Raw genomic sequence first — 23,426 nt, forward strand, 5'->3', positions numbered from 1 at the left:
GGTGGAGCGTCGGAATGGGGACGCGATTAGAAGCCATATTCGCCCGCAAGTAACGCATGGGAGGCGGGGAATTCAGGGGCACCATCATGCCTCCCTCACCCAGATGACCACCGAGATTATCCATTAGACCAAATATCTTCAATTAGAAAGAAATCCAAAGAGAATCCCACAAAAGTTTCACCGAAATCCAACAAATGATGGCGAGCCCAATTTCTTGGCGTTAATCTCTTCGAGATTCCGGGAGGTGGTTCCCGCCGCTGCCGACCGGGCTTGAAGGATTTTCGGCGCGACGATGAGACTGAAAAAGACACCATGAAAGAGCTCGCACTTACGCGATCTGGGACGCGTCGGCAGGCGTCTCGCCGAGGTTTTACGCTGATCGAGCTGCTGGTGGTGATCGCGATTATCGCCATCCTGATTGCGCTCCTGCTGCCGGCCGTGCAGGCGGCCCGAGAGGCGGCCAGGCGGGCGCAGTGCGTCAACAATCTCAAGCAGATCGGGCTCGGACTTCACAACTACGAGAACAGGCAGGGCGCGTTCCCGCCCGCGGGGAAGTCGACGTACTTCGGATCGAACCCGCCCAACAACCAGTTCGTCGACGGCGTCGGGCTGCTGCCGCGTCTCCTGTCGGACCTCGAGGCGGGCCCGACGGCGAACGCCATCAACTTCTCGCTCGACTACAACCACATCACGGGCGCCAACTTCACCGCGTATAGCACGGTGATCACCACGTTCATCTGCCCGTCGGCAAACCGGGTCCCCTCCGGAGGCCGCGACGAGGTCGAGCCCGCCGACCCGGCATCGACCCGAGCGGGGGTCGGGTACGGCGTGACCGACTACGCGGCGACCTGCGCCACCACGATCGACCCGCAGGGGATCGCCGGCGGGCCCAGCAGCACGCCGATCGCGATCTATCGCAACACGAGCGCCCGGGTCAACGGCCTGCTCAAGCAGGGGATGACGCGGATCTCCGAGGTCACCGACGGCCTGAGCCAGACCATCGCCGTGACCGAAGACGCGGGGCGCGACGCCCGCTTCGTCAGCGCCTATGCCGAGAGCTTCATCTCGCCCGTCCTCACGGCGACCCGCCCGGTGCCGCAAGGCCAGCGCCGATCGTGGCGATGGGCCGAGCCCGATAGCGCGATCGTCTCGTCGACCCAGATCAACAACAAGGGGACGCCGAGTCACGAAAACACCCAGTACGCCCAGTCGGGCCCGTCGATGGGCGCGAGCGGCGGTGCCGACGACGAGATCTACAGCTTCCACCCCGGCGGCGCCAACGCCCTCTTCGGCGACGGCTCGGTCAAGTTCCTCCGAGAGAGCCTGAACATCGTCGTCCAGCGCTCCCTGATCACGGCCACCGGCGGCGAGGTCGTCTCGAGCGATGCCTACTGATCCGAGTCGCGGATGGCAGTCTCGAGGCCCAGACCATCTTTCAAAGCGAGCGCAAAGAAACGGCGGAGTCGTCCGGACGACTCCGCCTCGTTCGCAAACACGTGGCGATCACTCGAGGACCAGGGACGGGCCGTCTTCGAGCTCGACCTTGTCGCCGAGGGCCATCTTGCGGCGTTTGCGAAGCTCGACCTCGCCGTTGACGCGGACGAGGCCCTCGGAAATCATCGCCTTGGCCTCGCCGCCGTTGATCACCCAGCCTGCCAATTTGAGCACCTGAGTGAGGTTGATCTCACGCTCACCGACGCTCAGCCGTTCGACCATCGCTGACACCCTTCCCCACGTCCTGGAGTTCTTTCTTCGCCGTGTCGACGATCGCCCGGCTGATCCTCGACTCCTCGCGCTCCAGGATATCCTGCCAGGAAGAGCCGCCCTTGTCATCGGACTTCGAGCCGCGGGGGGAGGATTCGTTCACGATCGAGGCCTTCTTGATCCGTCGGCTCGACCTGACGCGATCGGCGTCCGAGTCGTCGTCATCCGAGGCGTCGGAGTCATTGCTGGCCGTCGCGCCGTTGCCGTCCCAGAAGCGGGTGAGGGCCTCGCGGGCCTCGGTGGGGAGGACCGGGCCGACGGTCGCCATGACCTGGCCGACGATCTTGCCCGTCGGGCTCGAGAAGATCGGCCCGCGGGTCGACGGCGCCAGGCTGGCCACGAAGAAGGTGGCCACGAGCCCGATCAGGGCTCCTTCGAGGCCCCCCAGGACCATGCCGAGGTGGCGGTCGAAGGCCTCGAACTGCATCTTCTTCAAGGTCGCCCGGATGAGCCAGGCCGCGAGGAAGACGCCGCCGGAGACGCCCGCATAGACCGCCATCATCGCCAGGGCCCGGGCCATCACCGGATCGCCCGGGAACTTGGGCGCGAGCTGCGCCGAGAGCGGATGGGCGACCATGTATCCCAGGACGAGCGAGGCGATGCTGGCGATCTGCCAGGTGATTCCCCGCAAGGCTCCCCAGACCATGCCCGCGACGATCACGCCCACCATCGCACCATCGTAGTATGTCATCCTTGATCTCCTCGGAGTGCCATGCACGCGCGGATCGACTCCACGATCGCGGGCACATCCTAGCGGAGACTCCGAAAACCGAAAAGAGGAATGCTCCTGATCGCCCGTACCCTGGATCCATGCCGCCGAAGGGCTCGAACTAGCCCATCGACTTAGCATCAGACGATTTCCCGAAAAGGCGACGATTTCCGACCTTTCGGCGGCAGGACCCGCTTTGGTGAGGGGCTCCGACCTGCGACAATCGACCCGGCGAGGCCGGGGCCACAGCCAGGGTAATTCCGCCCGGGCCCGCCGACGATTCGAGAGGTCGACTTCCCATGGGATCCCGTATCCGAGCGTATCAAACCCTGTCCGTCGCATCGGCCTGCCTCGCCCTCTCGGCCTCGATGGCCCGAGGCGACGAGCCCACGCTCGAATCCAGGCTCCGCCCCCTGATCCAGGCCCATAAAGGGGAGGTCGCCGTCGCCGTGAAGAACCTCAAGACGGGCGAGGCCTTCCTCTACCGCGAGGACGAGCCGATGCCGACGGCCAGCCTCATCAAGTTCCCGGTCATGGTCGAGGCCTACCGCCAGGCCGCCGAGATGAAGGTCGACCTCAAGGCTCCCGTCACGCTCAAGTCGTCCGACAAGGTCCCCGGCTCGGGCATCCTCACCGCGCATTTCTCGGAGGGGGCGACCTTCCCGCTCGTCGACGCCGTCCACCTGATGATCGCCTTCTCGGACAACACGGCCACGAACCTCGTGCTCGACAAGATCGGCATCGGGTCGACCGCCGCCACGATGGAGACGATGGGATACCCCCAGACCAAGATCCACTCCAAGGTCTTCCGCCGGGATACCTCGGTCTTCCCCGAGCGCAGCAAGAAGTTCGGCCTGGGGAGCACGACGGCCTCCGAGATGATCCGGCTCTGCGAAGCCCTGCACAAGCATGAACTCGTGAGCAAGGAAGCGAGCGAAGCGATGCTCGCCCATCTGCGCGCCTGCGACGACAAGGACAAGTTCCCTCGCTTCCTGCCCTCCGGAACCAAAATTGCTTTCAAAACCGGAAGCGTGGATTCTTCGAGGACGGCGGCGGGTATCATTGACTGTCCGGCGGGCCCCGTGACGCTCTGCGTCATGACCAACGCCAACGAAGACAAGAGCTGGACGCCCGACAACGCCGGCAACCGCCTCTGCGCCGACATCGCCCGCGCGGTCTACGACCACTTCGGGGCGAAGGCCCAGGAGTCGCCGAAGGAAGAGCCCAAGCCCTGACGTCCGGCCTTGACCCGATACGTTCCGTCTCGTTGCGATTCGCCTCGATTTCGCTCCTCGACGAGCCTCGCGGACGCCCCTCACCGCGAGGCCGACGATCCGACCAAGGGAGACTTCGATGGGATTCTTCGACACGCTGCGACGCGTCCTGGCCGGAGAAGCTTCCGGCGCGACGCCGGGGGTCGTCTACGACAAGGACGGACGGCTCATCCCCGAAGGCGTGGCGACAACCACGCTCTCCCAGTCCGAGTCGACCAGCAAGTACGACCGCGCCCAGTGGCATAAGAAGTTGAAGCGAATCCTCGACGAGTTGCCCGACTCCCGGGGAGAATGGCCCGAGCTCATGTCGGAGGCCAAGGCCCTCGACTTCGACCCCGACTGGCTCGCGAATGCCAAGCGCGAGGAGTTCCTGCTCCTGATCCGCCGCGTCGTCTCCGACCGCGTCGTCACCGAGGCCGAGCATCGCAAGCTCGACCTCTGCCGCGACCTCATCGGCCTCAGCGATGAAGAGGCCGAGGCCGCGCTCCACGACATCATGGCCGAGGCCGAATCCTTCTTCGGCAAGCCCGTCACCGAGGCGTAATCACTCGTCGTCCTTCCGGCGCAGGATCGGCGGGAGGGCCTGCGGGCGGCCTTCGCGGTCGACGCAGGCCAGGGTCGAATGGCCTTCGGCCAGGAGCGTCCCCTCGCGCAGGACCTGATACTGATGCACGATCTTGACGTGCGTCACCCGCGCGACGGTGGTGCGGATCGTCAGCAGGTCGTCGTAATAGGCAGGCCGCTTGAACTTGCACCCGACCTCGACGATCACCAGCAGGTGCCCCGAGTCCTCGATCTCCCGGTAGGAGACGCCGCTCTGCCGGAGCATCTCCGTGCGCCCCATCTCGAAGTAAACGATGTAATTGGCGTGGTGCAAGAGCCCCATCCGGTCGGTCTCGGCGTATCGGACGCGAACCGTGATCTCGTGACTTTCCGACATCGTGCGCCTGACCTTCTGATACGGGGCGTGGGATGGTAGGGACGGGAAGGCTCGATGAGCCGCGACTCACTGGCGGGCGGTCCCCTTTTCGACCGGCCGCTGGGTGGTCTGCTCTGGCTGAGTCGCCTTAGAAACGATCAGCAAGGGATACGGGTTGTACGGCCATTCCTCGCGGCTGGGATGTCCCGGCTTGTAGCCGGACGTGAGCCACTCGCGGAACCTGGCGGGAGTGTGAGGCTCCCCCTCCCCCTTGAGCCAGCGGGCGTAGCTCTCCAGGTGCTGCGCCATGACGATACCGTCGCCCATCGGCAGATACATGTAATAGGCCGAGAACTGGCGCCGGGCCGACTCGAGCGTTCCGCCCGGGCGGAGCAGCTCGATCATCGCGGTGACCAGGCCGGTGCGCTCGGCCCCCCACTGGCAGTGGACCATCAAGGGATACTCGCAAGTGTCGAGCACCTCGAGGAGGGTCTTCGCCTCGTCGCGGGCGAGCCAGAGGTCGGACGCCATGTGGACGTCGACCTGGGTGGCCCCGGCCTTGAGGGTCGCGGACCGCTCGGCCCTGTACCAGGAGTCCTTCGGGTTAGCCCCGCGGAGGTTGAGGACCGTCTTGATCCGATGCTGCCGGACCGTCTTGCCCAGCAGGCTCGACGACATCTGGCCGGAGCGATAGATCTTGCCGGGGATCACGACCCCGAAGTTGCCCGTCGCGAGCCGGGAGCCCATGAACAGCGTCAGGCCGAGGGCGACCACCGCGATCGAACCGAGGATCCGCCGTCGAATTCGGCGACCACGCATTGTGAGCGTCCTTCCGTGGAGAATGCTGGGCTTCGGCTTCCCTGGCGGCGAAGGCCTCGATCAGGCGACGGTCCGAGCGATCCGGGCGGGCGTTCGGCCTCGCCCAGGGGAGGCTCGCCACCTCGGCCCAGGCCCGCTCGGCCGACCATCCTTGATGCCGGATCCGATAGGCGGCGTGGACCAGGTTCGACCGGTGGTGACCGGCCACGCAGTGGAAGAAGACCGGCCCCCGGGCCGGGTCGGCGAGCAGGTCGGCCGCCTCGACGAGTTGGTCGAGCGTGGCCGTCGAGCCTCGCATGGGGACGATGACCCAGTCCACCCCCGTCTCGCGGACGACCCGATCCTGCTCGACGTACTTCGGGTCGTCCCGATTGATGGCCGTGAGCGTGACGATCGTGCGGATCTTCTCCCGCCCGATGATACGTCGCAAGGGGCCCGGCCGCTGCCAGGCACCTCGGATCACCCGACCGGGGACGACGACGGCGACCCGCTTCTCGAACAGGTCGTCCCAGTAGGCCGCCAGGACGACGCCCGCCAACGTAGCGGCGGCAATCGACAGGCGGAACATGTCACGTCGGCTGGGACGTTCCAAACCTGGATCCCCTCGAACACCGATCGCCCGGCCCGAAAACCGGCCCTGGCCGAGACCGGCCGAATTGTAGCCAGGCAAGATCTCCCGGCAACCCCAAACGCACGGCCTCGCCGGGCTCGACGAACAGCCTTGTGGCCTCACTTCGGCGGGTTGGCCGGAGTCGTATTGGAGTCGAGCGAGGCCTTCTTGACGGCGGAGCCGTCATCCTTCGGAGCGTCGGCCGAGGCCTTCTTGGCCGCCATCGCGTCGTCCTTGCCGGGATGGATACCCTTCCTGGCGTCGGCGATCGTCTGGTTCGCGTGGCAGCGGGCGGTCTCGTTGGGGTCGATGTAGAACCGCGGCGTCACCGAGGCCATCGCCGAGAACCCGTTGGCCCCCTGGGGCGTATCGGCGGACTTGCGCTTGTAGATGATCCGGCTCTCGAGGATCGGGATCTGGTCCTTCTGCTGGAGCGACGTAACCTGGTCGAGCTTACCGAGCTTGATCATCTGGTTCAGGGCGCTCAGGGTCGGCTCCGTCTGGAATTCCGTCTTGCGCCCCTTGTCGAGCACGCGCTCGCCCTCGACGACTTCCTCCGCCCGGACGATCTCGTAGCCGTCGGGGAAGTGCTTCGACATCATCTCGTGCGCCTGCTTGAGGAAATCCTTGTTGCCGTACATGGTGTTGCGCGGGATGCCGATCACGCCGAACTCGCCGTCCTGGTAGACGTAACGCGCATCGGGCTGGCTCGCGCACCCGGACAGGGCGCCGGCGCAGGCCAGGCAGATCGTCAGTCTGAGGATCGTCCGTCGCATTCAGTCCATCCCGGCGCGAGTCGCGCCCCAGGCCGATCGGGCCCCCGATGTCCAGGGCGTGCCCATCCATCTCCGTCTCGACAGGGCAAGCCGTCCAAGGGCCGTCGCCTACCATTTCGGCTCATGCAGAGGTGTGCGGGCTTCGGGGCTTGTCTTGAGGACGAGGCCCCCGCCTCGGGGCGTGTTTCTACGAGGATCGGGCGGATCCGTCAAGGACAACTTTCCTGATGGATACGTGACAGGCACCCTGCGAATCCCCCGCGAGAATGGCTTTGACCGGGGACCTTGGGCTATGATCGGTGTGCCGGTTGCGAGGCTTCTCCAGCAACGCCTGGGGCCGATCCGATCCCGAAACCTCGGGCGGCATGGAGTCCACCCCATGAAGTCATGGCGCCTTCACATGATAATCTCGAGCCATTCTTTGCGTACCGGCCCGATCTCGGGCGAGTCCGTACGAGGGGGCGAGGTGAGCCGACAATCGTTGCTCGCTGGCGGGGAACTCGCCGCGAACAGGGCCGAGGGATCGGGCCGGCTCCGATCCATCACGGCCGCATTGGCATCCGTCCTGGCGACGATCCTGGCTGTGCCCGCGAGCGGGGCCGAAGTCGACGAGAGAACCCTCGATGATTTGATCCGCCGGATGTCGGTCGCGGACAAGCTCGGGCAGCTCCAGCAGTTCGGGACGGACGGCAACACCGGCGAGTTGCTCAAAGGCCAGGAAGAACTCCTGGCGCAAGGCCAGATCGGCTCGTTCATCAACGCGAGGGGCGCCCGCTATACGAACCGGATCCAGAGGATCGCGATCGAGTCGAGCCCGCTGAAGATCCCGGTGCTCTTCGGTTACGACGTCATCCACGGCTACCGGACGATCTTCCCCGCGCCGCTGGGGATGGCGAGCAGTTGGGACATGAAGGCCATCGAGCAAGCCTCGGCAATCGCGGCGCGCGAGGCCTCGGCCGCGGGGGTGCGCTGGGTGTTCGCCCCGATGGTCGACATCGCCCGGGATCCGAGATGGGGCAGGATCATCGAGGGCGCGGGCGAGGATCCTTACCTCGGATCCAGGGCCGCCGCCGCTCAGGTGCGCGGATTGCAAGGGGCCACGCTGGGCGAACCCGGCCACGTCGCGGCCTGCGTCAAACACTGGGTCGCCTATGGGGCGGCCGAGGGGGGGCGTGATTACAACAGCTCCGAGGTCTCGGAGCGGACCCTGCGAGGCGTCTACTTCCCGCCATTCCGCGCCGCCCTGGATGCCGGCGTCGGCAGCTTCATGACCGCGCTCAACGAGCTGGACGGAGAGCCCGCCACGGTGAACTCGTTCACGCTCGGGCAGGTCCTGCGCAAGGAGTGGAAGTTCGACGGCGTGGTCCTCTCCGACTACCAGGCCGTCGAGCAGCTCATCGACCACGGGGTCGCCAAGGATGGCGAGGCGGCCGCACAGATGGCGCTCAAGGCGGGCATCGACGTCGAGGAGCAAAGCGAGATGTTCCGCAAGCACGGGGCGACCCTCCTGCAGGAGGGGAAGGTCTCGCAGGCGAGGCTCGACCAGGCGGTCCGACGCATCCTCCGGCTCAAGATGAAGCTCGGGCTGTTCGAGAAGCCCTACGTCGACGAGGCCATCGAGCATGCCGAGATCCTCTGCGCGGGGAACCTGGCCGCCGCCCGCGAGGTCGCCGGGCGCTCGATGGTCCTCCTGCGGAACGAAGGGGAGATCCTCCCATTAAAGCCTGACGTCCAGTCGATCGCCGTGATCGGGCCGATGGCCGTCAATCCGCAGGATCCGCTCGGCCCTTGGTTCGCCGACGGCAAGAAGGAGGAGACCGTCACCCTGCTCGCCGGCATCAAGGCCAGGGCCGCGAAGGCCCCGAATCCGCCGAAGGTCGCGTATGCTAAAGGGTGTGAGGCCGTCGGGGACTCCAGGGAAGGCTTCGACGAGGCGTTGCGGGTCGCCCGCGAGTCGGACGTGGTGATCCTGGCCATCGGAGAGCCGTCGGATCAGAGCGGCGAGGCCGCGTCGCTCGCTTCGCTCGACCTGCCCGGCCAGCAGCTCGCATTGGCCCAGGCTATCAAGGGGACAGGCAAGCCGATCGCCGTCGTCCTGCTGAACGGCAGGCCCCTGACGATCGGCTGGGTCGCCGAGAACATCCCCGCGATTTTGGAGGCCTGGTATCCGGGGTCCCAGGCGGGGAACGCCGTCGCCGACATCCTCTTCGGCGACGTCAATCCCGGGGGCAAGCTGCCGTTGACCTTCCCAAAAACGGTCGGCCAGATCCCACTCTATTACAATCACATGAACACGGGACGTCCGGCCGGCGACTTCAAATACACGTCGAAGTATGCAGACATCGGCAATCAGCCGCTCTATTCGTTCGGCTTCGGGCTCAGCTACACGCGATTCAAGCTCGATAACCTGGCGCTCAGCGCGAAGACGATCCCGGTCGGCGGCCGGCTCGAGGTCAGCGTCGAGGTCGAGAACGTCGGGCCTCGTGCGGGGGACGAGGTCGTCCAGCTCTACCTCCGCGACGAGGTCGCGAGCGTGACGAGGCCCGTCAAGGAGCTCCGGGGGTTCGAGCGCATCCGGCTCGAGCCGGGCGAGAGGCGGACGGTCCGATTCACGCTCGAGACGATGGACCTGGGCTTCTATGACCGCGAAAATCGGTTCTGCGTCGAGCTGGGCCGGTTCAAGGTCACCGTCGGCGACAGCAGCGAGGGGGGGCTCGACGCGACGTTCGAGCTCGTCCGGCGTTGAGCGGCAAATGCCGGAGAGGATGGAACACGAACGCCGGCCCGGCCCCAGGCCGACGTTCCTTTTTCTGCTGGCGAGGGTCAGGCCCCCGCGGCCTCGGCCTTGGCGTCGCCGGGCTTGGCGCATTCGAGGTCATTCAGGCTGGCGCAGCCGGCGGGGAGCTCGGCCTCCTCGATGAGCATGTTGGGGATCCCGTTCTTGATCGCGTAGCGGGCCCCGCAGCGGGTGCAGACCAGGGCGTCGGCCTCGATGCGGAGCGGGGACTTCTGATCCACGGGACAGACCAGGAGAGCGAGGAGCTCTTGATTGATCATCGTGCGTATATCCTTCCGCAAAAAATCCTGGGACATCCCGACGGCCTTCCGGCCGAACGACCCGAGGCCGTATTATGGGTCGGCGAGTCTCGTCGGTGAAGGCGAATCCCCCAGAACGAATCTCGGGCCGAAGTTTGACGGAAGCCGAGCCTCAGAGCCCCCTCGGCCACGAGCCGGGGGCCGACCGCTTGAGGCGTCTCCCTGGCCCGCTCCCTCAATAAAGCTCCGGACTTGCCTCGATGACGAATTGCTACATCGTCCGCTACGGCCAGATGCGGTTCCTCGGCGAATTCGTCGGGCCGGCCGAACAGTCCTTCGTCCGGGCGGATCAGGTCCTGCTCAAGACCGAGCGCGGGACCGAGATCGGCGAGGTCCTCTGCCTCGCCACCGACCGCACGGCCATCTTCCTGGAAAACCCCGCACGGGGAGAAATCGTACGCCTGGCCTCGTCGGAGGACCTGGAGACCTCGGCACGCATGGCCAAGGATCGCGACACGGCCTTCGCCGCCTGCCGCGAGTTCATCGTCAAGCGCAAGCTCCAGATGGACCTCGTCGACGTGGAGGTCATCCTCGGACGCGAGCGGATCGTCTTCTACTACCTCTCCGAGAAGCGAGTCGACTTCCGCGAGCTCGTCAAGGACCTGGCCCGGGCCATGCACACCCGGATCGAGATGCGGCAAATCGGGGTCCGCGACGAGGCGAAGCTCTTGGCGGATTATGGAGACTGTGGTAAACCCGTCTGCTGCAACACACATCTCTCGCGGATGCCACCCGTGTCCATGCGGATGGCCAAGCTCCAGAAAACGACGCTAGACCCCTCGAAAATTTCGGGCAGGTGTGGTAGGCTCAAATGCTGTCTGCGATACGAGTTTGATACCTACCAAGCTCTCGAGCACGAATTGCCGGCCGTCGGCTCGAAAGTCGTCACCCACCGTGGTCAGGGCCGGGTTTTGGCTTTGGAAGTCCTCGCCCAGAAAGTGGTTGTTGAATTCGAAGACCGGCGCCGGGTCGTCATCGGGCCCGATGAAATCCTCGGCGTCGAGAAATCGCAGTCGCGACCCCTCAAGGACGAGGACGACGATCGCATCGAACACTGATGTTCGGATGCGTCCGTAGCTCGGGGACTTTCTATGAGCCTTCGCGACGACTTGGCGGGGGTCCTGGCTCGCGACCCTCGGTATCCCATCCAGGCCTATGCTTTCGTGTTCGAGGCCCTCGAACTGACCAAGACCCTCAAGAAGCGATCGCAGGCCCGCTCCAGGGCCCGCCTCAAGCCCGCGCCGAACTCGCATCATGTCGACGGCCGCGAGCTCTGCGAAGGGGCCCGACGCCTCGCCCTGCGAGACTATGGCCTCATGGCCATGAGCGTCCTGAGCCTCTGGGGGATCCGCTCCACGTCCGACATCGGCGAGATCGTCTACAACCTGATCGCCTCCGGCGACCTCGAGAAGACGCCCAGCGATTCCCGCACCGACTTCGACAACGTCTTCGACTTCGAAACCGCCCTGAAGCGCAACTACGTCCTCGCGCTCGACGAAGTCGCTTGACGCCCCGCGTCTTTTCTGGCAGTTAGCATTAGCTCGATTGAATTCCTGGCTTTGGCAGGGCTTTCCGCCCTCGTCGGGCACGCTCGCGCCCGCGAAACGGTCCGGCCTCTCTCCGGGCCTTGCCAAAGATCCTTCATCGGGCCTCCGGATTCGAGAGATTCGCCCATGGATCGCCGTCGACTTCGCTTCTTCGCCGCGCTGGCCCTGTTCCTCATCTGGGTCGGCGCGCTGTCCGCCCTGGCCGTCCATTCGGGTCGACGTCCTCCCTTGCGCCCGGCCCAGTTCACGCCCCGCGGGGAGTGAGGCCGCCCGGCGACGCCTCGCCCCTTGCCTTATCTCGGTGGGCCTCCGCGCCCGTCGTCTGAACCCAAATCCGAACGGATCGAGAAGAGTCCGGCACCCGGGTTGTACCCTGGGGGTGACTCGCATGGTGATCCACGCCCGGGTTTGATAGAATCGAGCATCCATCGGGCATGCCGCGTTTCAAATCAGGGACGGCTTGCGTACGCAGCTTTCCCTCGAGACGTGCATGTCTTCCTTTTTGCGCAGGGTTGTGCCGGAAGACTTGGGTTGCGCGACGGACGGACTCCGTCGACCGAGCGATTCGCCCCGACGATCGAACGATCGGGAACGGGGCCTCATCCCACTCCTAGGATAGAACATGCTGCCGACGACCATCAGCTCCTTCGATGGGAAGGAGTCGATGATCCTGAACGAGAACCCGACCGCGGGCGGGCCGGCCGACCTCATGGAACGCTATGGAGCGGTCCTGGAGGAGTCTCGGTTCTCCTGGATCAACAGCCACCGGATGGTGCGCCGGATCGGGTCGGGGGGACAGGGCGTCGTCTATCTCTGCGAACGCCTCGGGTCCGACCAGTTCACCCTCCCCGTGGCGGTGAAGGTCTTCTCCCCCGAGCGCTACGAGGACGCCCCCGCTTATGACTACGGCATGGCCCACATGGCGCGCGTCGCGGTCCGGGTCGCCCAGATCCAGCAAGACAACCTGATCGACGTCCACAACTTCGTCGAGTTCAACCGCATCAGGTTGATGGAGATGGAGTTCATCGACGGCTACGACCTCTATCACCTGCTGACTCCGGCCATGCTCAAGCGTTGCCGCGAGTTGGTCCAGGACGAGCGCTGGGACTACCTCAACAACGTCATCGTCACGGCGGGCCCGGCCCAGCCCCGCCTCAAGCCGGGGGTGGCGATCGCCGTGCTCCGCGACTGCCTGGCGGCGCTCTCGGCCCTGCATCGCGAGGGGATCATCCACGGCGACGTGAAGCCTTCGAACATCATGCTCAAGCGCACGGGCAACGCGAAGCTCGTGGATATCGGCGCGGCCTTCGAGATGCAGCAGGGGCCCCGGATGCGTACGTTCACCCCGACTTACGCGGCGCCCGAGGTGCTCGAAGGGACCGACGGCTCCTCGCAGTCGGACCTCGCCAGCCTCGGCTACGTCCTGGTCGAGTTGCTCGCGGGCAAGCCCCTCTTCCCCGACCTCCGCAAGCGGGACGAGTTCCTCATCGCGAAGACGACCTTCTCCGACCGCCTCCACGAGATCCTGCCCGACGACGTCCTCTGCAACGACCTGCTGATGAGCCTGATCCGGGGTCTCGTCGCCGCCGATCCCCGCGACCGATTCCCGAGCGCCGAGGCCGCCGACCTCGTCGAGCAAGGGGCCGCCAGCTTCCACCGCCAGCTCGTGAAGAGCAACCTCTCCAGCGAATACGACAACGAGATCCGCGTCTGGCTGGGGGAGTTGGAGTGACCCTCACCTCCGCTTCTCCCTCCGTCCTCCCCCCTGCCCGATCGCCGGGAGGATCCCCTTGAGCCGTTCGAAATCGGAGCGGAAGCCCGAGCGGCTCCGTGGGGTGATCGAGCTGCCGACGATCCTCGGCGAGCCGAGGTTCCGGGCCTGGATCGGCCGCGGCAAGGGGCAGCAGGCCAACCTCGGCGTCTACGCCAACCGCTGGGCGGCCGCCTTCGCCTACAACGTCGCCGCCCAGTCCCTCTTCGGCGAGCGACGCCCGAGCAATGAGATCCCCGAGGGGGAGCAGCTCTCCGCCGACGAGGTCCGGGCCATCACCGCCCGCGTCCGCCTCCGTCTCGGCCTCGACAAGCCCCCCGGCCATCGACCCCAGCGCCCGCCATCCTTCGACGAGGTGCGGACCCTCTTCGAGATCACCGTCATCGGGTTCTGGCGGCAGCAGGTCGCCGCCCACGCGGATGACCCTGCCCGCGAGCTTAGTCTCGCGGCCCAGCGCCTGGTCGAGGCCGCCCGGCTCCTCTTCTGGAACCGATCCGCCAACGACCCGAACCCGCTCGAGGTCATGGAAGAGATCCTCTCCCTGCGGCTCGACCGCACCTTCCGCCGTGCCGAGATCACCCGCGCCGTGCTCGAGGACGACGCCGACGACGCCCTCCGCCTCGCCCGCTGGCTCGTCTACCCCGACGCCCTGCCCACCGGCCCCGGCTTCCGCGAGGCCGTCGCCCGCGTCCATGCCGACCGCCTCGGGAACCAGGGGGACGAGGCAGGATCCACCTTCAACCCCGGCTGGGCGACGGTCCTCGGCCTCGCGCCCCCGTTCAGCCCCGAACGGATCCGCGACGCCTACCGCAACAAGTCCAAGACCATGCACCCCGACGTCGGCGGCAGCCCCGCCGAGTTCATCCGCCTACGCGCCGCCTACGAGGAAGCCCTGAGGTTCCTCGCCTCGCGCCAGGCATCATCCTGAACCGGCCTTCGAACGAGCAAACCCCGATGCGTCGCCATTGAGGCAACGCACCGGGGCCTGATGTTTTGTCGATCCGATCACTCCTCGACGTCACCGGCCGGGAACCGGACCCAGAAGGGGCTGGCCCAGGCGAGCTCGCCGTCTTCCTGGATCGCGCGGACGTAATACCAGCTCAGGCCGCCCGGCCGCTTCTCGCTGTCCGTCCAGTCGAACTCGACGCGGACCTGCTTGGGCTCGGTCGAGAAGACATAGACGAAATCCTTGATGATGTCGACCCGAGCGATCGGCTTGGTGCCGTGGACGAGGACCTTGAGGCTGACCGGCCCCTGCGCCGTGAACTCGTCCCCCATGAGGTGGTTGCCCGAGCGGACGTCGAGCACGATATTGTCGGTGGCGCCGTAGCAGTGCCGACGCTTGAAGGCGTCGAAGACGGCCTCGCGGGTGAAGTCCTCCGCCACGGCCACGGCGTAGCTGATGTGCGTCGAGACGTGGTCGCTCGAGGCGAGGTAGCCGAGCCGATACTGCATGGCCAGAGCGTTCCAGACCATGCCCAGCGGCCTCCAGCCGCCGATCGCCTCGCCCGGCCGGCGGGCCACCCGCGGAGCACCGAGGTGCTCGTACGAGTTGCGGTGCCCCTGGAAGATCTCGACCATCGGCTCGAACTCGGGGTTCACGTCGCGCCAGTCGGTCCCCATGCCGGTCGCCGTGGTGTGCGAGGCACAGATGCCGCCATGCTCCTTCAAGTAGTCGTACAGCATGAGCGTATCTTCATCAACGACCCCGGCATCCCCCACGAGGCGGGGCAAGGTGCGGATCCCCCGCTTGGGGAACATCACGTTGCGGTGCCCATGCGGGTAGACGACGCTCCGCTCGTAGGTGAAGAGCGTCACCATCGAGGGACTCTTGTAGAGGTCGGTCAGCTTCTGCGAGAGCCACCAGGTGTACTCCTTGCCGCCGCCGTTGTCGTGGTCGCCGAAGCCGATCCAGTCGAGTTGCGCGGCGTCGATGGCGTAGCGCCACATATCCTCGGCCGAGCCGTCGTTGCCGCCGTCCTGCGAGATCTCGGTGTGACGGTGGAAGTCGCCCCGGACGAGGCGATAGTTCTTGCCCCCGATCGCAACCCGATGGTTCCGCATCCGATCGATGTCCCCCTGCTCGTCGGCATGCACGGCCGGCACATTGTCGGCGGCGCCTCGCAGGGCGTAGGGGACATCCGCGACCGGCTCAACCGTCGCCAACTTCGGCCCGACCGGCGTCAGCGTGGCAATCTGCAGATCCTCGTTGAAGACGCCGTTGGGGATGCCGGGCGTGCCCGACTGGGCCCAGTAGCGCCGGGTCAACTCGGGGCTGAACTCGACCTCGCGGCGGAGCCGTCCGTCGCTGCTGTAGACGATGAGCGCCGGGCCTTGCGACGGCACGACGAGCGCCGGCCTGTTGTCGAGGAGCCCGTCGCTCCTGGGCAGGAACTGGACCGGATCCCAGGCCTTGCCCGCCAGCGAGGTGGCGTACTCGAGCCAGACGCCTCCGACGACCATCACCGCATTGTTGCCCCAGACGGCCTCCTGCCGGTGGCGGAAGGCGAGCCAGACCCGGCCGTCGCGATCGACGGTGAGCCGGGGATAGCTGTTCATCTCCCGGAGCGTGTACGGCTCGCCCGCGACGGGGTCGGGGGCGTCGAACACGCGATCACCCTCGACCCGACGCACCTTCACGTCGGCCGAGCGGTAGAGGGTCGAGCCTTCCCCCTTGAGTAAGTTCTCGGCGTCCTTGCCCCAGTTGCTGGTCCGCTCCTCGAAGGCCACCCAGGCGTTGCCCTTGGCGTCGACCGCGACGCTCGGCCTGGCCTCGTAGCGCGACGAGCCGGCGACGACGATCTCGCGTCCCGCCTTCGCGCCAGGGTCGTACGAGTAGAGCAGGACGTCGTAGTTCCCCTTCGCATAAGTGTCGTAAGCGATGTGCACCTTCCCCTGGCGATCGACGGCCAGCGAGGGTGACCACTGGTTCCCGGGGATCTGGTTCACGGCCAGGGCCTGGTCGAGCCCCTCGACGGGCCCGAAGAGGATCCGCGCCTTGCCCTCACGCCAGGCCTGCCAGGCGGCCCAGACAGCACCCTCGGGGCCGGCGGCGAGGACGACGTCGGTGTCGGCACCGGGGTCGCTGGTCAGTCGCTTCGGCTCCGACCAGGTCTTGGCCGCCGGGTCATATCGCTTGCGGTGGAGGTCCCAGTTCCCTTCGTTGTTCTCAGACCAGGCCACGACCACCGAGCCATCGGCCGCCAGAGCGACGGCCGGCCGCCAGACGTCGAGCCCCGCGGCGGTGACGTTAATCGGTTCGTCGGCCTTACCGTCCTTGAATCGGATCAGGCGGACCTGGTCGCCGCCCCCTTCGGGACGCGACGAGGCGAAGTCCTTGGGCCGGTCCTTGAAGGACTCGAGGACGTCGTCGCCTCGGGGTTGATGCTCGACGTAGGCGATCCAGGTCGTCCCCGCGTTGTCGGTCGCGGCGGCGGGGAAGTCGGCCTGTTCCTGGCCGTCCTGGAGCGGGATCCCGGTCGCAACGCGCTGGACTTCCGCCTTACCGGAGAGGAACTTCTGGGGCTTGCCCCCCGCGACATCGGCGAGCTTGACCTCGAACTTCCCTCCTTCGGTCTCGACGCTGAGGGTCGCGTCCTCGGGTGCCTTGACGCCGACGATCACGCCGGTCGGCGCGTATCCCGGTCCCGCCGCGGCGACGGCCTGCCCCTTGGCGGCGGCCTTCTTCGCGAAGGCCTTCTTGGCCGCGTTCTTGCGCACGAGCGGATTCTTGGCCTCCCACGAATCCTTGCCCGAGACCCGGTCTCCCTTGCGGAAGCGGTAGCCCTCGACGTTGGTCACTTCCCCCTTATCGACCTTCACCTTCCCGCCCCAGGGGCGGCTCTGCGTGTCCCCCACACCGAGCAGGATTCGCAGGGAAACGACCTCGGGTTCGAGCGTCCGGCTTGCGGGGGCGGGCTCCTCCTTCTGGGCGAGGACTCCCGACACCCCCAGTACCCCGACGATGGAGAATGCCAGCGCGAATAATCGTCTCAGATCCATCATAATGATCCTTCGATGTGACGATCCCGGCCCGAAGGGACCCGGGAGGATTCAAAGGTCGTCGCCGAGCGAGCCCACGACTCACGAGCAGGCCCGCTGGTGATTCCGCTCAAGGATTCGGGCTCGCCGGCCCCTCGCCGTTCTCCACCGAGAACCCCTCGGTGCTGGGAACGGGGGCCGCCTCGGGCTCCTGGTAGTTGGCGGGCGTGCCGTATTTCGCCTTCGGCTCGTGCCCCCGGATCGTCTCGACGTCGGTGACGAGCCACCCCTCGGGGCGCTGCTCGACGCGATACGTCTGGCGCTCGTTCCGATCGGGGTAGACCGTCTCGACGGTGACGCGGGCGGCCTCCGCCCCCTCGGGCACGGCCGAGAAAATCGCGTGGCTCTTGCGGGCCTTCGAAGCGTCGCGGAGCGAGTCGGCGAACGCCTCGCGGCCACGCTCCTCGACCTCGCGCTCGAGCCTCTGCCGGATTGGCCCATCGAACGAGGCCAGATAGCTTGTCACGTCCCCCTTGCGGGCCGAGTCGAGCAGCGACCGGATCCGGTCATCGGCCGGGTTCGTCGCCGTGGGGGCCGATGCGTCCGCCGGGTTCGCTACGTCGGGCGCAGTCTCCGGGGCCGGCCGGCGCAGGCCTGACCAGGCCAGGATCCCCATCAGGACGACCGTCAGGGCTCCCGCCGCGAGCCGCTTCCTCCTCGCGATGTCTCCGCCGGGGGTCGTCGATTTCAAGGGCGACCTCCCTGGGTCGACTCCACTTTATTGGAATCTGCCGATGTCTCGGTGTTTTCATCGGAGAGGAGGCCCACGTCAACCTCCTGCCCGGGGGCGACGACGACTTTCCTCGAGAACCGGGGCAGCAGCACGGCGAGGGCCTCGAGATAGAGCCTGCGCCGGGTCGCTGCGAGGTCCCTGCGCGACTCCTTGAGGACCTTCGAGAACCGATCGGCCTCACCTTTCGCGAGTTGCACCGAGCGCTCGTGCCGCGCGGCCGCTCTGTCGGCGATCTCGCGCGATTGGCCCCGGGAGTCTGCCGCGGCCTGCTCGGCGTATTCCTCGGCCTTCGTCACGACCTGGCGGAGGTCGCTCCGGGCCCTCGACGCATCGGCGAACGCCGGGGCCACGGGCACGGGCGGGGCCACGCGGCCCAGCCGGACCGCCCGGATCGAGACGCCGAGGCCGAGCAGGTCGGCACGGGCCTGGAGGGCGTGGAGCATCCCGTCGGCGACCTCCGCTCGACCCGTCGTCAGCACGTCGTCGATCGTCCGCCCGGACAGGCCCCGCGTCAGGGCCAACTCGGCAGCGGCCACCAGGGCCTTATCCACGTCCTGAGACGCGAACAGATATTTGACCGAGTCCGACACCCGGTATTGCACGATCACCTGCGCCGAGACGAGGTTGAGGTCCCCGGTGAGGAAGTCGTCCCCCTCGGGATTCGGGGCGTTCGACAGAGGTGCCGCCTGGGCGTCGCGTGCCCCGACGGTCAAGGTGCGCGTCTGCCCCGCCTTGACCCGGTCGAGCCGGTCGAGGCCCCAGGGGAGCCCCCAGTGCAGGCCGGGCTCCCAGGGCTCGGCCTGCACCGCGCCGAAGCGGCGGACCACCCCCACCTCATCCTGCTGGATCACGGCCAGGCCCGTCGCGAGGTAGGCTGACAGGCCAAGCATCAGGGTGATGACGACCCAACGCCTCATGGCTTGTTCGCCTCCTTCGACCCGGGCGTCCTGGCCGTGCGTTCTTCGCGTGCGGCGTGCTCGGCGGGGGCTGCGGGCGCGGGGGTCTCGGCGCTCCCCTGGGTCAGGAGCCGCAGGAACGGGCTATCGGCCGAGAGCACCAGCGTCGTCTTGCCGTCTAGGGCCGAGCGATAGGTCTCGAGCGTCTTGAGGAACTGGTAGAAGGCCGGGTCGGCGGAGTGGGCCGCGTTGGCGATCCGAGTCGCCTCGGCCTCCCCTTCGCCGACCACGCGAGCCGCCTCGGCCTCGGCCTCGGCGACGGTCGTGGCGCGTTCGAGGTCGGCCGTGCTCCGGATCACGCGGGCCTTGCTCTCCCCCTCCGCCCTCGTCTTGGCGGCGACCTTCCTCCGCTCGCTCCGGATCTGCTCGAAGACCGCCGCGCGGACCTCCTCGGGATAATTCAGGCGACGCAATCTGACGTCGACGACCTTGAGGCCGTATTCCCGCGAGGCCTGCTCGGCGACCCGCGCCGTCACGTCCGTCATCAGGGCGTCGAGGGCCGAGCCTTCGCCGACCCGCACGAGCGAGGCGAGTTCGTGCCCGCCAAGCCTCGCCGCCAGGACCGAGGCCGCCATGTCCTCGAGCCGGGCCGAGGCATCCGGCATCGTCCGCACCGAGCGCAGGAACTTCTCGATGTCGACGATCCGCCAGTTCACGTACCAGGCCACCTCGAGGTTCTTCTTGTCTTGCGTCAGCATCTCGCGAGGCGGCGGCGCATCGAGTTGGAGCCGCTTATCGAAGCCTCGACGGCTCTGGTGCGGCCATTTCCAGTGCAGCCCCGGCGCGTCGATCAGCCGCACCGATCGGCCGAACTCGGTGACGTACACCGCCTCCGCCTGATCCACGATCACCACGGATCGGGCCAACGCCACGGCCGCCGCGACGGCGAAAACGATCGCGATCAAGGTCGACCGACGCACGAGCGGCCCTTGCCTGTTCGATTCATGATGATGGTGCATTCGGGACGCCCTCGGAGCCGGCCTGTAGCAAAAACTCTTCGCAGAATAAGGAATTGCACTATTTCACGGAAAACATCTCAGCATTCAATCCAACGTCATATCTCAATCCTCGGGGACGGAGATGATCCGCTGGGGCGGCGGCGTCGAGAGGGCCCGGCCCAATCCGAGGCGTTCCGGATCGGCGAGCCAGACCTGGCGACGGCCGCGGACCCTAGGATCGAGGACCAGCTTGGAGCGGCCGGCGAATGCCGAGGCCAGAGTCTCCCAGAGGAGGCGGAACTCGGTCAGTTGCGGCTGCGAGGCGTGGGCCGACTGCCGGGCAACGAAGGCCCGTCGCTCCCCCTCGGCGCGCCCCTTGAGCTGAGCGGCCCGGATCGCGGCCGAATCCTTGAGGGCCTTCGCCTCGCCCAGCGCAATCCAGTGCTGCTCGGCCGCATAGCCCTCGGCATCGTTACGGAACCGGTCGACGTCGGAAGCCGCCGTCGCGGTGTCGCGATAGGCCGGCACGACCTCCCGAGGCGGATGAGCATCGACGACCCGCACGCGGTCGATCGTGACCTTCGGCCCGGAGGACGCCAGGCGTTCGCGCAGGCGACGGGCGATCTCCCCCTCGAAATCGAGGCGGTTCGCCACCAGGATCTCCTCCAACTTCGTATGCCCGGCGGCCTCCCGGAAAGCCCCCTCCGACGCCGCCGCCACGCTCGGCTCGATCTCGGCGACGTTGAAGACGAGGGCGGCCACCGACTCGCGGGTGTAGCGATATTCGACCACACCGGCCAGTTCGACGAGGTTCTCATCCCCCGTGAGGAAGAGCGCCGAATCATCACGCCGCGTCCCGTGCGAGGCATTCCAGGCCAGCGAGTTCGCCCCCCTCGACGAGGCAGGAGCCACCGAGCCGATCCGCGCCACTCGCACGGTCTCAGGCTCGACCTTCTGCACCGACTCGAACGGAGCCGGCCATCGCACGTGCAGGCCCGGCTCCAACAGCGGTTCCCGATACCGGCCCCATCGCTTCAGGACGCCCGCCTGCTCGGGCCCGACCGTCGTGATCCCCGAGCCCAGGTACGCCAGCAATCCCGCCACGATCCCCGCCCGCGCCAGGAACCGTCGATGATCCCAGACCAGCCCCGCCAGGGCCGAAGGGCGGCAAGCCCTGCACGCCAGGACAACTCGATCCGCGACCCGGTCGATCCCCCTGCCCCGCGTCCAGCCGAAGCCGAGCAGCCTGAGCGCGTTCAGCAGGACGAGTAGCGACCCGATCTGGTGGAAGATCGCCGCGCCGACCGGGCCCAGGAGCCGAAGGCCGGCCAGGACGACCGCCACGGCATTGACGCCGAATGCGAAGATGAGGATGTTTTGACGGACGATCCGCATGGCTCGGCGGGCGACGTCGAAGGTTTCGGCCAGCGGCGAGAGCGGGTCGCCCATAAGGATGACGGAGCCGGCCTCGGCCGCGATGTCGCCGCCGATACCGCCGAGCGCGAGCCCGGCGTCGGCCATCGCGAGCGCCGGGGCGTCGTTGATGCCGTCGCCGATCATCGCCACGACGCGGCCTTCCTGCTGCCGGCGGCGGATCCAGTCGGCCTTCGCCAGCGGGGTCAGTTCGGCCTCGACCGATGAGACGCGGACGGCCCTCGCCACCGCGAGCGCGGGGGCCCGGCGATCCCCCGTCAGGATCGTGAGGTCGCCGAGCCCGACCTGCTCCAGGTCGGCGATCGCGTCGAGCCGCCTCGGGCCGCACGCGGTCGCGTGCCCCGATCGTGCCGGCGACCTGGCCGTCGACCGCGACGAGCAAGGCCGTCTGACCGGCCTGGTCGAGGCTCCGGAGCGCGGCCTCAACTTGCTCCGACAGGACGATCCCCCGCTCGCGGAAGAGGCGGACGTTGCCGACCAGGACATTCCAGTGCTTCCGCTCGTCCCGGATCCGCGCCGAAACCCCGGCGCCGGGATGAGCCTCGAAGTCCTCAACGCTCGGGACATCCAGCCCGCGTCGATTCGCCTCGGCGACGACCAGGCGAGCCAAAGGATGCTCACTCGGCCCCTCGACCGCGGCGGCGATCCGGAGCAAATCTTCCTCGTCCCAGGGATCCCAGGCGACGAGGCTGCCGACCTCGGGCCGCCCCTCGGTGAGCGTCCCCGTCTTGTCGAACGCCAGCGCATCAACCTTCGCGAGCCTCTCGAGTGCCTCGCCCCCCTTCACCAGGACGCCGCGACGGGCCAGGCGTGCCGTCGCCGCCAGCACCGTCGCCGGGGTCGCCAGCACGAGGGCGCAGGGGCAGGCGACGACCAGGACGGCCAGAGCGGGCATCAGGTCCAGCTTCGGGGATACCCCCTCGCGAGCCCAGCGCCCGAAGGGCCCGAGGTTGGTGCCGAGGAAGACGAGCGTCGCCGCGAGGAGGACGGCCGGCAGGAAGCGCCGGGCATAACGGTCGGCCGTCCGCTCCAGCGGCGAGCGCCTGGTCTGGGCATCATCAAGGAGGCGGATCACCTGCCCGAGCGTCGTCTCGGCCCCCACCTTCTCGGCGCGGACCTCGAGCCGCCCGAACTGGTTGAAAGTGCCGGTGAAGACGGGGTCCCCTTCCCCCTTGTCGACGGGGAGCCCTTCCCCCGTGAGCACGGCCTGATCCACGGCCGAGCGTCCCGCCATGACCGTCCCATCGACCGCGATCCGCTCGCCGGGGCGCACCACGACGACGTCGCCAACCGCCAGGGCCTCGGCCAGGATCTCGACCTCCCGGCCATCGCGCAAAACGCGAGCCTGGCGAGGCCGATATTCCAGCAGCGTCTCGATCGCCCGCCGCGCCCGTTCGAATGTGAACGCCTCGAGGCATTCTCCGAAGAGCGCGATGAAGACGACCTCGGCCGCGACGAAGTATTCGCCAAGCACCCCGGCCGCCACGCAAGCGATCGCCAACGCGATGTCAGCGCCGATTTTCCCATCGAACAGTGACGCCAGGGCGAGATAGACCACTCGTCCGCCGCCGATCAGCGCGGCGATGAGCGAGAGTGAGACGCCGAGAGGCCGCCGCCAATCGCTGCCCCAGGCCCCCAGGAGCAGGTCGAGCCCCAGCAGCAGGCCCACGAGCGCCGTCGTGCCCACCAGCCGGCGGAGCTCCGCCTCGTGGTCGTGGTGGTCGTGAGCATGGTCGTGGTCGTGACGGTGTTCCGCCTGCCCGATCGACATCCTGGACGGTTGGAACTCGCGATGCACGTTCGATCCTAACTTCGCTACGAGACCTTGATGCCACCTTCGGAGGAGACCCGCCCGACATCGACCCCGATTGTTATCCGCCGGCCGCCCGGTGTCCACTCCGTCGATGTATCGGGGCCGAACTTAGAAGTGCCTGCTTCAAGGGTTAATTCCGCGTACATCTTTTCTACACAAAAAGCGGCATGCTTCTGCCTGTTACGCATTAGCGATCAGGCCATACACAGGCAAATGCCTACGCACC

At 67.1% G+C, this 23,426-nt stretch carries 21 protein-coding genes and 1 pseudogene; 9 read left to right on the plus strand and 13 right to left on the minus strand.

Annotated features, from left to right (window positions below; translation table 11 throughout):
* Positions 1-312 precede the first annotated feature (312 nt).
* A complete protein-coding gene (locus ACOYYX_RS21455; RefSeq protein ID WP_422923533.1) occupies positions 313-1,395 on the plus strand; it encodes a DUF1559 domain-containing protein in 1,083 nt (360 codons plus the stop codon).
* A gap of 108 nt (positions 1,396-1,503) precedes the next feature.
* On the opposite strand, the gene ACOYYX_RS21460 is transcribed toward ACOYYX_RS21455, so the two are convergent.
* Both ACOYYX_RS21460 and ACOYYX_RS21465 read right to left on the minus strand, forming a co-directional pair.
* Complete coding sequence (locus ACOYYX_RS21460) at positions 1,504-1,716, minus strand: RNA-binding S4 domain-containing protein (RefSeq protein ID WP_422923535.1); 213 nt, start codon at positions 1,714-1,716, stop codon at positions 1,504-1,506.
* On the minus strand, positions 1,691-2,455 hold the full coding sequence (locus ACOYYX_RS21465; RefSeq protein ID WP_422923537.1) for a CvpA family protein: 765 nt from the start codon (positions 2,453-2,455) through the stop codon (positions 1,691-1,693). Before ACOYYX_RS21465 ends, ACOYYX_RS21460 begins: the two co-directional genes overlap by 26 nt.
* Positions 2,456-2,772: 317 nt before the next feature.
* On the opposite strand from ACOYYX_RS21465, the gene ACOYYX_RS21470 reads away from it, so the two are divergent.
* Both ACOYYX_RS21470 and ACOYYX_RS21475 read left to right on the plus strand, forming a co-directional pair.
* Positions 2,773-3,708 (plus strand): serine hydrolase, encoded by a 936-nt coding sequence (locus ACOYYX_RS21470; RefSeq protein WP_422923539.1) that lies wholly within the window; start codon positions 2,773-2,775, stop codon positions 3,706-3,708.
* Positions 3,709-3,826: 118 nt separating this feature from the next.
* Positions 3,827-4,291, plus strand: a complete 465-nt coding sequence (locus tag ACOYYX_RS21475; protein WP_422923541.1) for a hypothetical protein — start codon at positions 3,827-3,829, stop codon at positions 4,289-4,291.
* On the opposite strand, the gene ACOYYX_RS21480 is transcribed toward ACOYYX_RS21475, so the two are convergent.
* From ACOYYX_RS21480 to ACOYYX_RS21495, 4 genes are all read right to left on the minus strand, one after another.
* A complete protein-coding gene (locus ACOYYX_RS21480) occupies positions 4,292-4,687 on the minus strand; it encodes an acyl-CoA thioesterase (RefSeq protein ID WP_422923543.1) in 396 nt (131 codons plus the stop codon).
* Positions 4,688-4,753: 66 nt separating this feature from the next.
* Positions 4,754-5,344, minus strand: coding sequence for a tyrosine-protein phosphatase (locus ACOYYX_RS21485; RefSeq protein WP_422923545.1), 591 nt, complete (start codon positions 5,342-5,344; stop codon positions 4,754-4,756).
* On the minus strand, positions 5,271-6,077 hold the full coding sequence (locus ACOYYX_RS21490; RefSeq protein WP_422923547.1) for a protein-tyrosine phosphatase family protein: 807 nt from the start codon (positions 6,075-6,077) through the stop codon (positions 5,271-5,273). Before ACOYYX_RS21490 ends, ACOYYX_RS21485 begins: the two co-directional genes overlap by 74 nt.
* 137 nt (positions 6,078-6,214) lie before the next feature.
* A complete protein-coding gene (locus ACOYYX_RS21495; RefSeq protein ID WP_422923549.1) occupies positions 6,215-6,871 on the minus strand; it encodes a hypothetical protein in 657 nt (218 codons plus the stop codon).
* Between the two features lie 466 nt (positions 6,872-7,337).
* Between ACOYYX_RS21495 and ACOYYX_RS21500 the strand changes: the two genes are divergently transcribed.
* Positions 7,338-9,617: a glycoside hydrolase family 3 N-terminal domain-containing protein gene (locus tag ACOYYX_RS21500; protein ID WP_422923551.1), complete on the plus strand. Its 2,280-nt coding sequence runs from the start codon at positions 7,338-7,340 to the stop codon at positions 9,615-9,617.
* Between the two features lie 77 nt (positions 9,618-9,694).
* Here the strand turns inward: ACOYYX_RS21500 and ACOYYX_RS21505 are convergent, their stop codons facing one another.
* Complete coding sequence (locus ACOYYX_RS21505) at positions 9,695-9,928, minus strand: Trm112 family protein (RefSeq protein WP_422923553.1); 234 nt, start codon at positions 9,926-9,928, stop codon at positions 9,695-9,697.
* Positions 9,929-10,167: 239 nt separating this feature from the next.
* Between ACOYYX_RS21505 and ACOYYX_RS21510 the strand changes: the two genes are divergently transcribed.
* The 5 genes from ACOYYX_RS21510 (at position 10,168) to ACOYYX_RS21530 (ending at position 14,213) form a co-directional block, all read left to right on the plus strand.
* Positions 10,168-11,025, plus strand: coding sequence for a PSP1 domain-containing protein (locus ACOYYX_RS21510; RefSeq protein WP_422923555.1), 858 nt, complete (start codon positions 10,168-10,170; stop codon positions 11,023-11,025).
* Between the two features lie 33 nt (positions 11,026-11,058).
* Complete coding sequence (locus ACOYYX_RS21515; RefSeq protein ID WP_422923557.1) at positions 11,059-11,475, plus strand: Minf_1886 family protein; 417 nt, start codon at positions 11,059-11,061, stop codon at positions 11,473-11,475.
* Between the two features lie 165 nt (positions 11,476-11,640).
* Complete coding sequence (locus ACOYYX_RS21520; protein ID WP_422923559.1) at positions 11,641-11,778, plus strand: hypothetical protein; 138 nt, start codon at positions 11,641-11,643, stop codon at positions 11,776-11,778.
* 358 nt (positions 11,779-12,136) lie between these two features.
* Complete coding sequence (locus tag ACOYYX_RS21525) at positions 12,137-13,246, plus strand: serine/threonine-protein kinase (protein ID WP_422923561.1); 1,110 nt, start codon at positions 12,137-12,139, stop codon at positions 13,244-13,246.
* Positions 13,247-13,304: 58 nt separating this feature from the next.
* Positions 13,305-14,213 carry a J domain-containing protein gene (locus ACOYYX_RS21530; RefSeq protein WP_422923563.1) on the plus strand — a complete coding sequence of 303 codons (909 nt, stop codon included), beginning with the start codon at positions 13,305-13,307 and terminating at the stop codon, positions 14,211-14,213.
* 77 nt (positions 14,214-14,290) lie between these two features.
* Here ACOYYX_RS21530 and ACOYYX_RS21535 read toward each other — a convergent pair whose 3' ends face one another.
* From ACOYYX_RS21535 to ACOYYX_RS21560, 6 genes and pseudogenes are all read right to left on the minus strand, one after another.
* Positions 14,291-17,287 carry a hypothetical protein gene (locus ACOYYX_RS21535; protein WP_422923565.1) on the minus strand — a complete coding sequence of 999 codons (2,997 nt, stop codon included), beginning with the start codon at positions 17,285-17,287 and terminating at the stop codon, positions 14,291-14,293.
* Between the two features lie 109 nt (positions 17,288-17,396).
* Positions 17,397-18,017, minus strand: a complete 621-nt coding sequence (locus tag ACOYYX_RS21540) for a hypothetical protein (RefSeq protein ID WP_422923567.1) — start codon at positions 18,015-18,017, stop codon at positions 17,397-17,399.
* Complete coding sequence (gene hflK / locus ACOYYX_RS21545; RefSeq protein WP_422923569.1) at positions 18,014-18,976, minus strand: protease modulator HflK; 963 nt, start codon at positions 18,974-18,976, stop codon at positions 18,014-18,016. Before hflK ends, ACOYYX_RS21540 begins: the two co-directional genes overlap by 4 nt.
* Entirely contained in the window at positions 18,973-19,974 is a 1,002-nt protein-coding gene (hflC, locus tag ACOYYX_RS21550; RefSeq protein WP_422923571.1) for a protease modulator HflC, read from the minus strand. The genes hflK and hflC overlap by 4 nt, the downstream gene beginning before the upstream one ends.
* A gap of 102 nt (positions 19,975-20,076) precedes the next feature.
* Positions 20,077-21,873, minus strand: coding sequence for an HAD-IC family P-type ATPase (locus ACOYYX_RS21555; RefSeq protein WP_422923573.1), 1,797 nt, complete (start codon positions 21,871-21,873; stop codon positions 20,077-20,079).
* Positions 21,758-23,158 (minus strand): annotated as a pseudogene (locus ACOYYX_RS21560) (heavy metal translocating P-type ATPase); the annotation flags it as partial. The pseudogene ACOYYX_RS21560 and the gene ACOYYX_RS21555, both read right to left, overlap by 116 nt.
* Between the last annotated feature and the right edge of the window lie 268 nt (positions 23,159-23,426).

Source organism: Singulisphaera chitinilytica, from assembly GCF_049331405.1.
Lineage (GTDB): Bacteria > Planctomycetota > Planctomycetia > Isosphaerales > Isosphaeraceae > PoT.

Coding starts and splice junctions, on each gene's coding strand:
- ACOYYX_RS21455 (WP_422923533.1), top strand. CDS start 313: ATGAAAGAGCTCGCACTTACGCGATCTGGGACGCGTCGGCAGGCGTCT.
- ACOYYX_RS21460 (WP_422923535.1), bottom strand. CDS start 1,716: ATGGTCGAACGGCTGAGCGTCGGTGAGCGTGAGATCAACCTCACTCAG.
- ACOYYX_RS21465 (WP_422923537.1), bottom strand. CDS start 2,455: ATGACATACTACGATGGTGCGATGGTGGGCGTGATCGTCGCGGGCATG.
- ACOYYX_RS21470 (WP_422923539.1), top strand. CDS start 2,773: ATGGGATCCCGTATCCGAGCGTATCAAACCCTGTCCGTCGCATCGGCC.
- ACOYYX_RS21475 (WP_422923541.1), top strand. CDS start 3,827: ATGGGATTCTTCGACACGCTGCGACGCGTCCTGGCCGGAGAAGCTTCC.
- ACOYYX_RS21480 (WP_422923543.1), bottom strand. CDS start 4,687: ATGTCGGAAAGTCACGAGATCACGGTTCGCGTCCGATACGCCGAGACC.
- ACOYYX_RS21485 (WP_422923545.1), bottom strand. CDS start 5,344: ATGTCGTCGAGCCTGCTGGGCAAGACGGTCCGGCAGCATCGGATCAAG.
- ACOYYX_RS21495 (WP_422923549.1), bottom strand. CDS start 6,871: ATGCGACGGACGATCCTCAGACTGACGATCTGCCTGGCCTGCGCCGGC.
- ACOYYX_RS21505 (WP_422923553.1), bottom strand. CDS start 9,928: ATGATCAATCAAGAGCTCCTCGCTCTCCTGGTCTGTCCCGTGGATCAG.
- ACOYYX_RS21510 (WP_422923555.1), top strand. CDS start 10,168: ATGACGAATTGCTACATCGTCCGCTACGGCCAGATGCGGTTCCTCGGC.
- ACOYYX_RS21515 (WP_422923557.1), top strand. CDS start 11,059: ATGAGCCTTCGCGACGACTTGGCGGGGGTCCTGGCTCGCGACCCTCGG.
- ACOYYX_RS21520 (WP_422923559.1), top strand. CDS start 11,641: ATGGATCGCCGTCGACTTCGCTTCTTCGCCGCGCTGGCCCTGTTCCTC.
- ACOYYX_RS21525 (WP_422923561.1), top strand. CDS start 12,137: ATGCTGCCGACGACCATCAGCTCCTTCGATGGGAAGGAGTCGATGATC.
- ACOYYX_RS21535 (WP_422923565.1), bottom strand. CDS start 17,287: ATGGATCTGAGACGATTATTCGCGCTGGCATTCTCCATCGTCGGGGTA.
- hflK (WP_422923569.1), bottom strand. CDS start 18,976: ATGAGGCGTTGGGTCGTCATCACCCTGATGCTTGGCCTGTCAGCCTAC.
- hflC (WP_422923571.1), bottom strand. CDS start 19,974: ATGCACCATCATCATGAATCGAACAGGCAAGGGCCGCTCGTGCGTCGG.
- ACOYYX_RS21555 (WP_422923573.1), bottom strand. CDS start 21,873: ATGTCCTGGTCGGCAACGTCCGCCTCTTCCGCGAGCGGGGGATCGTCC.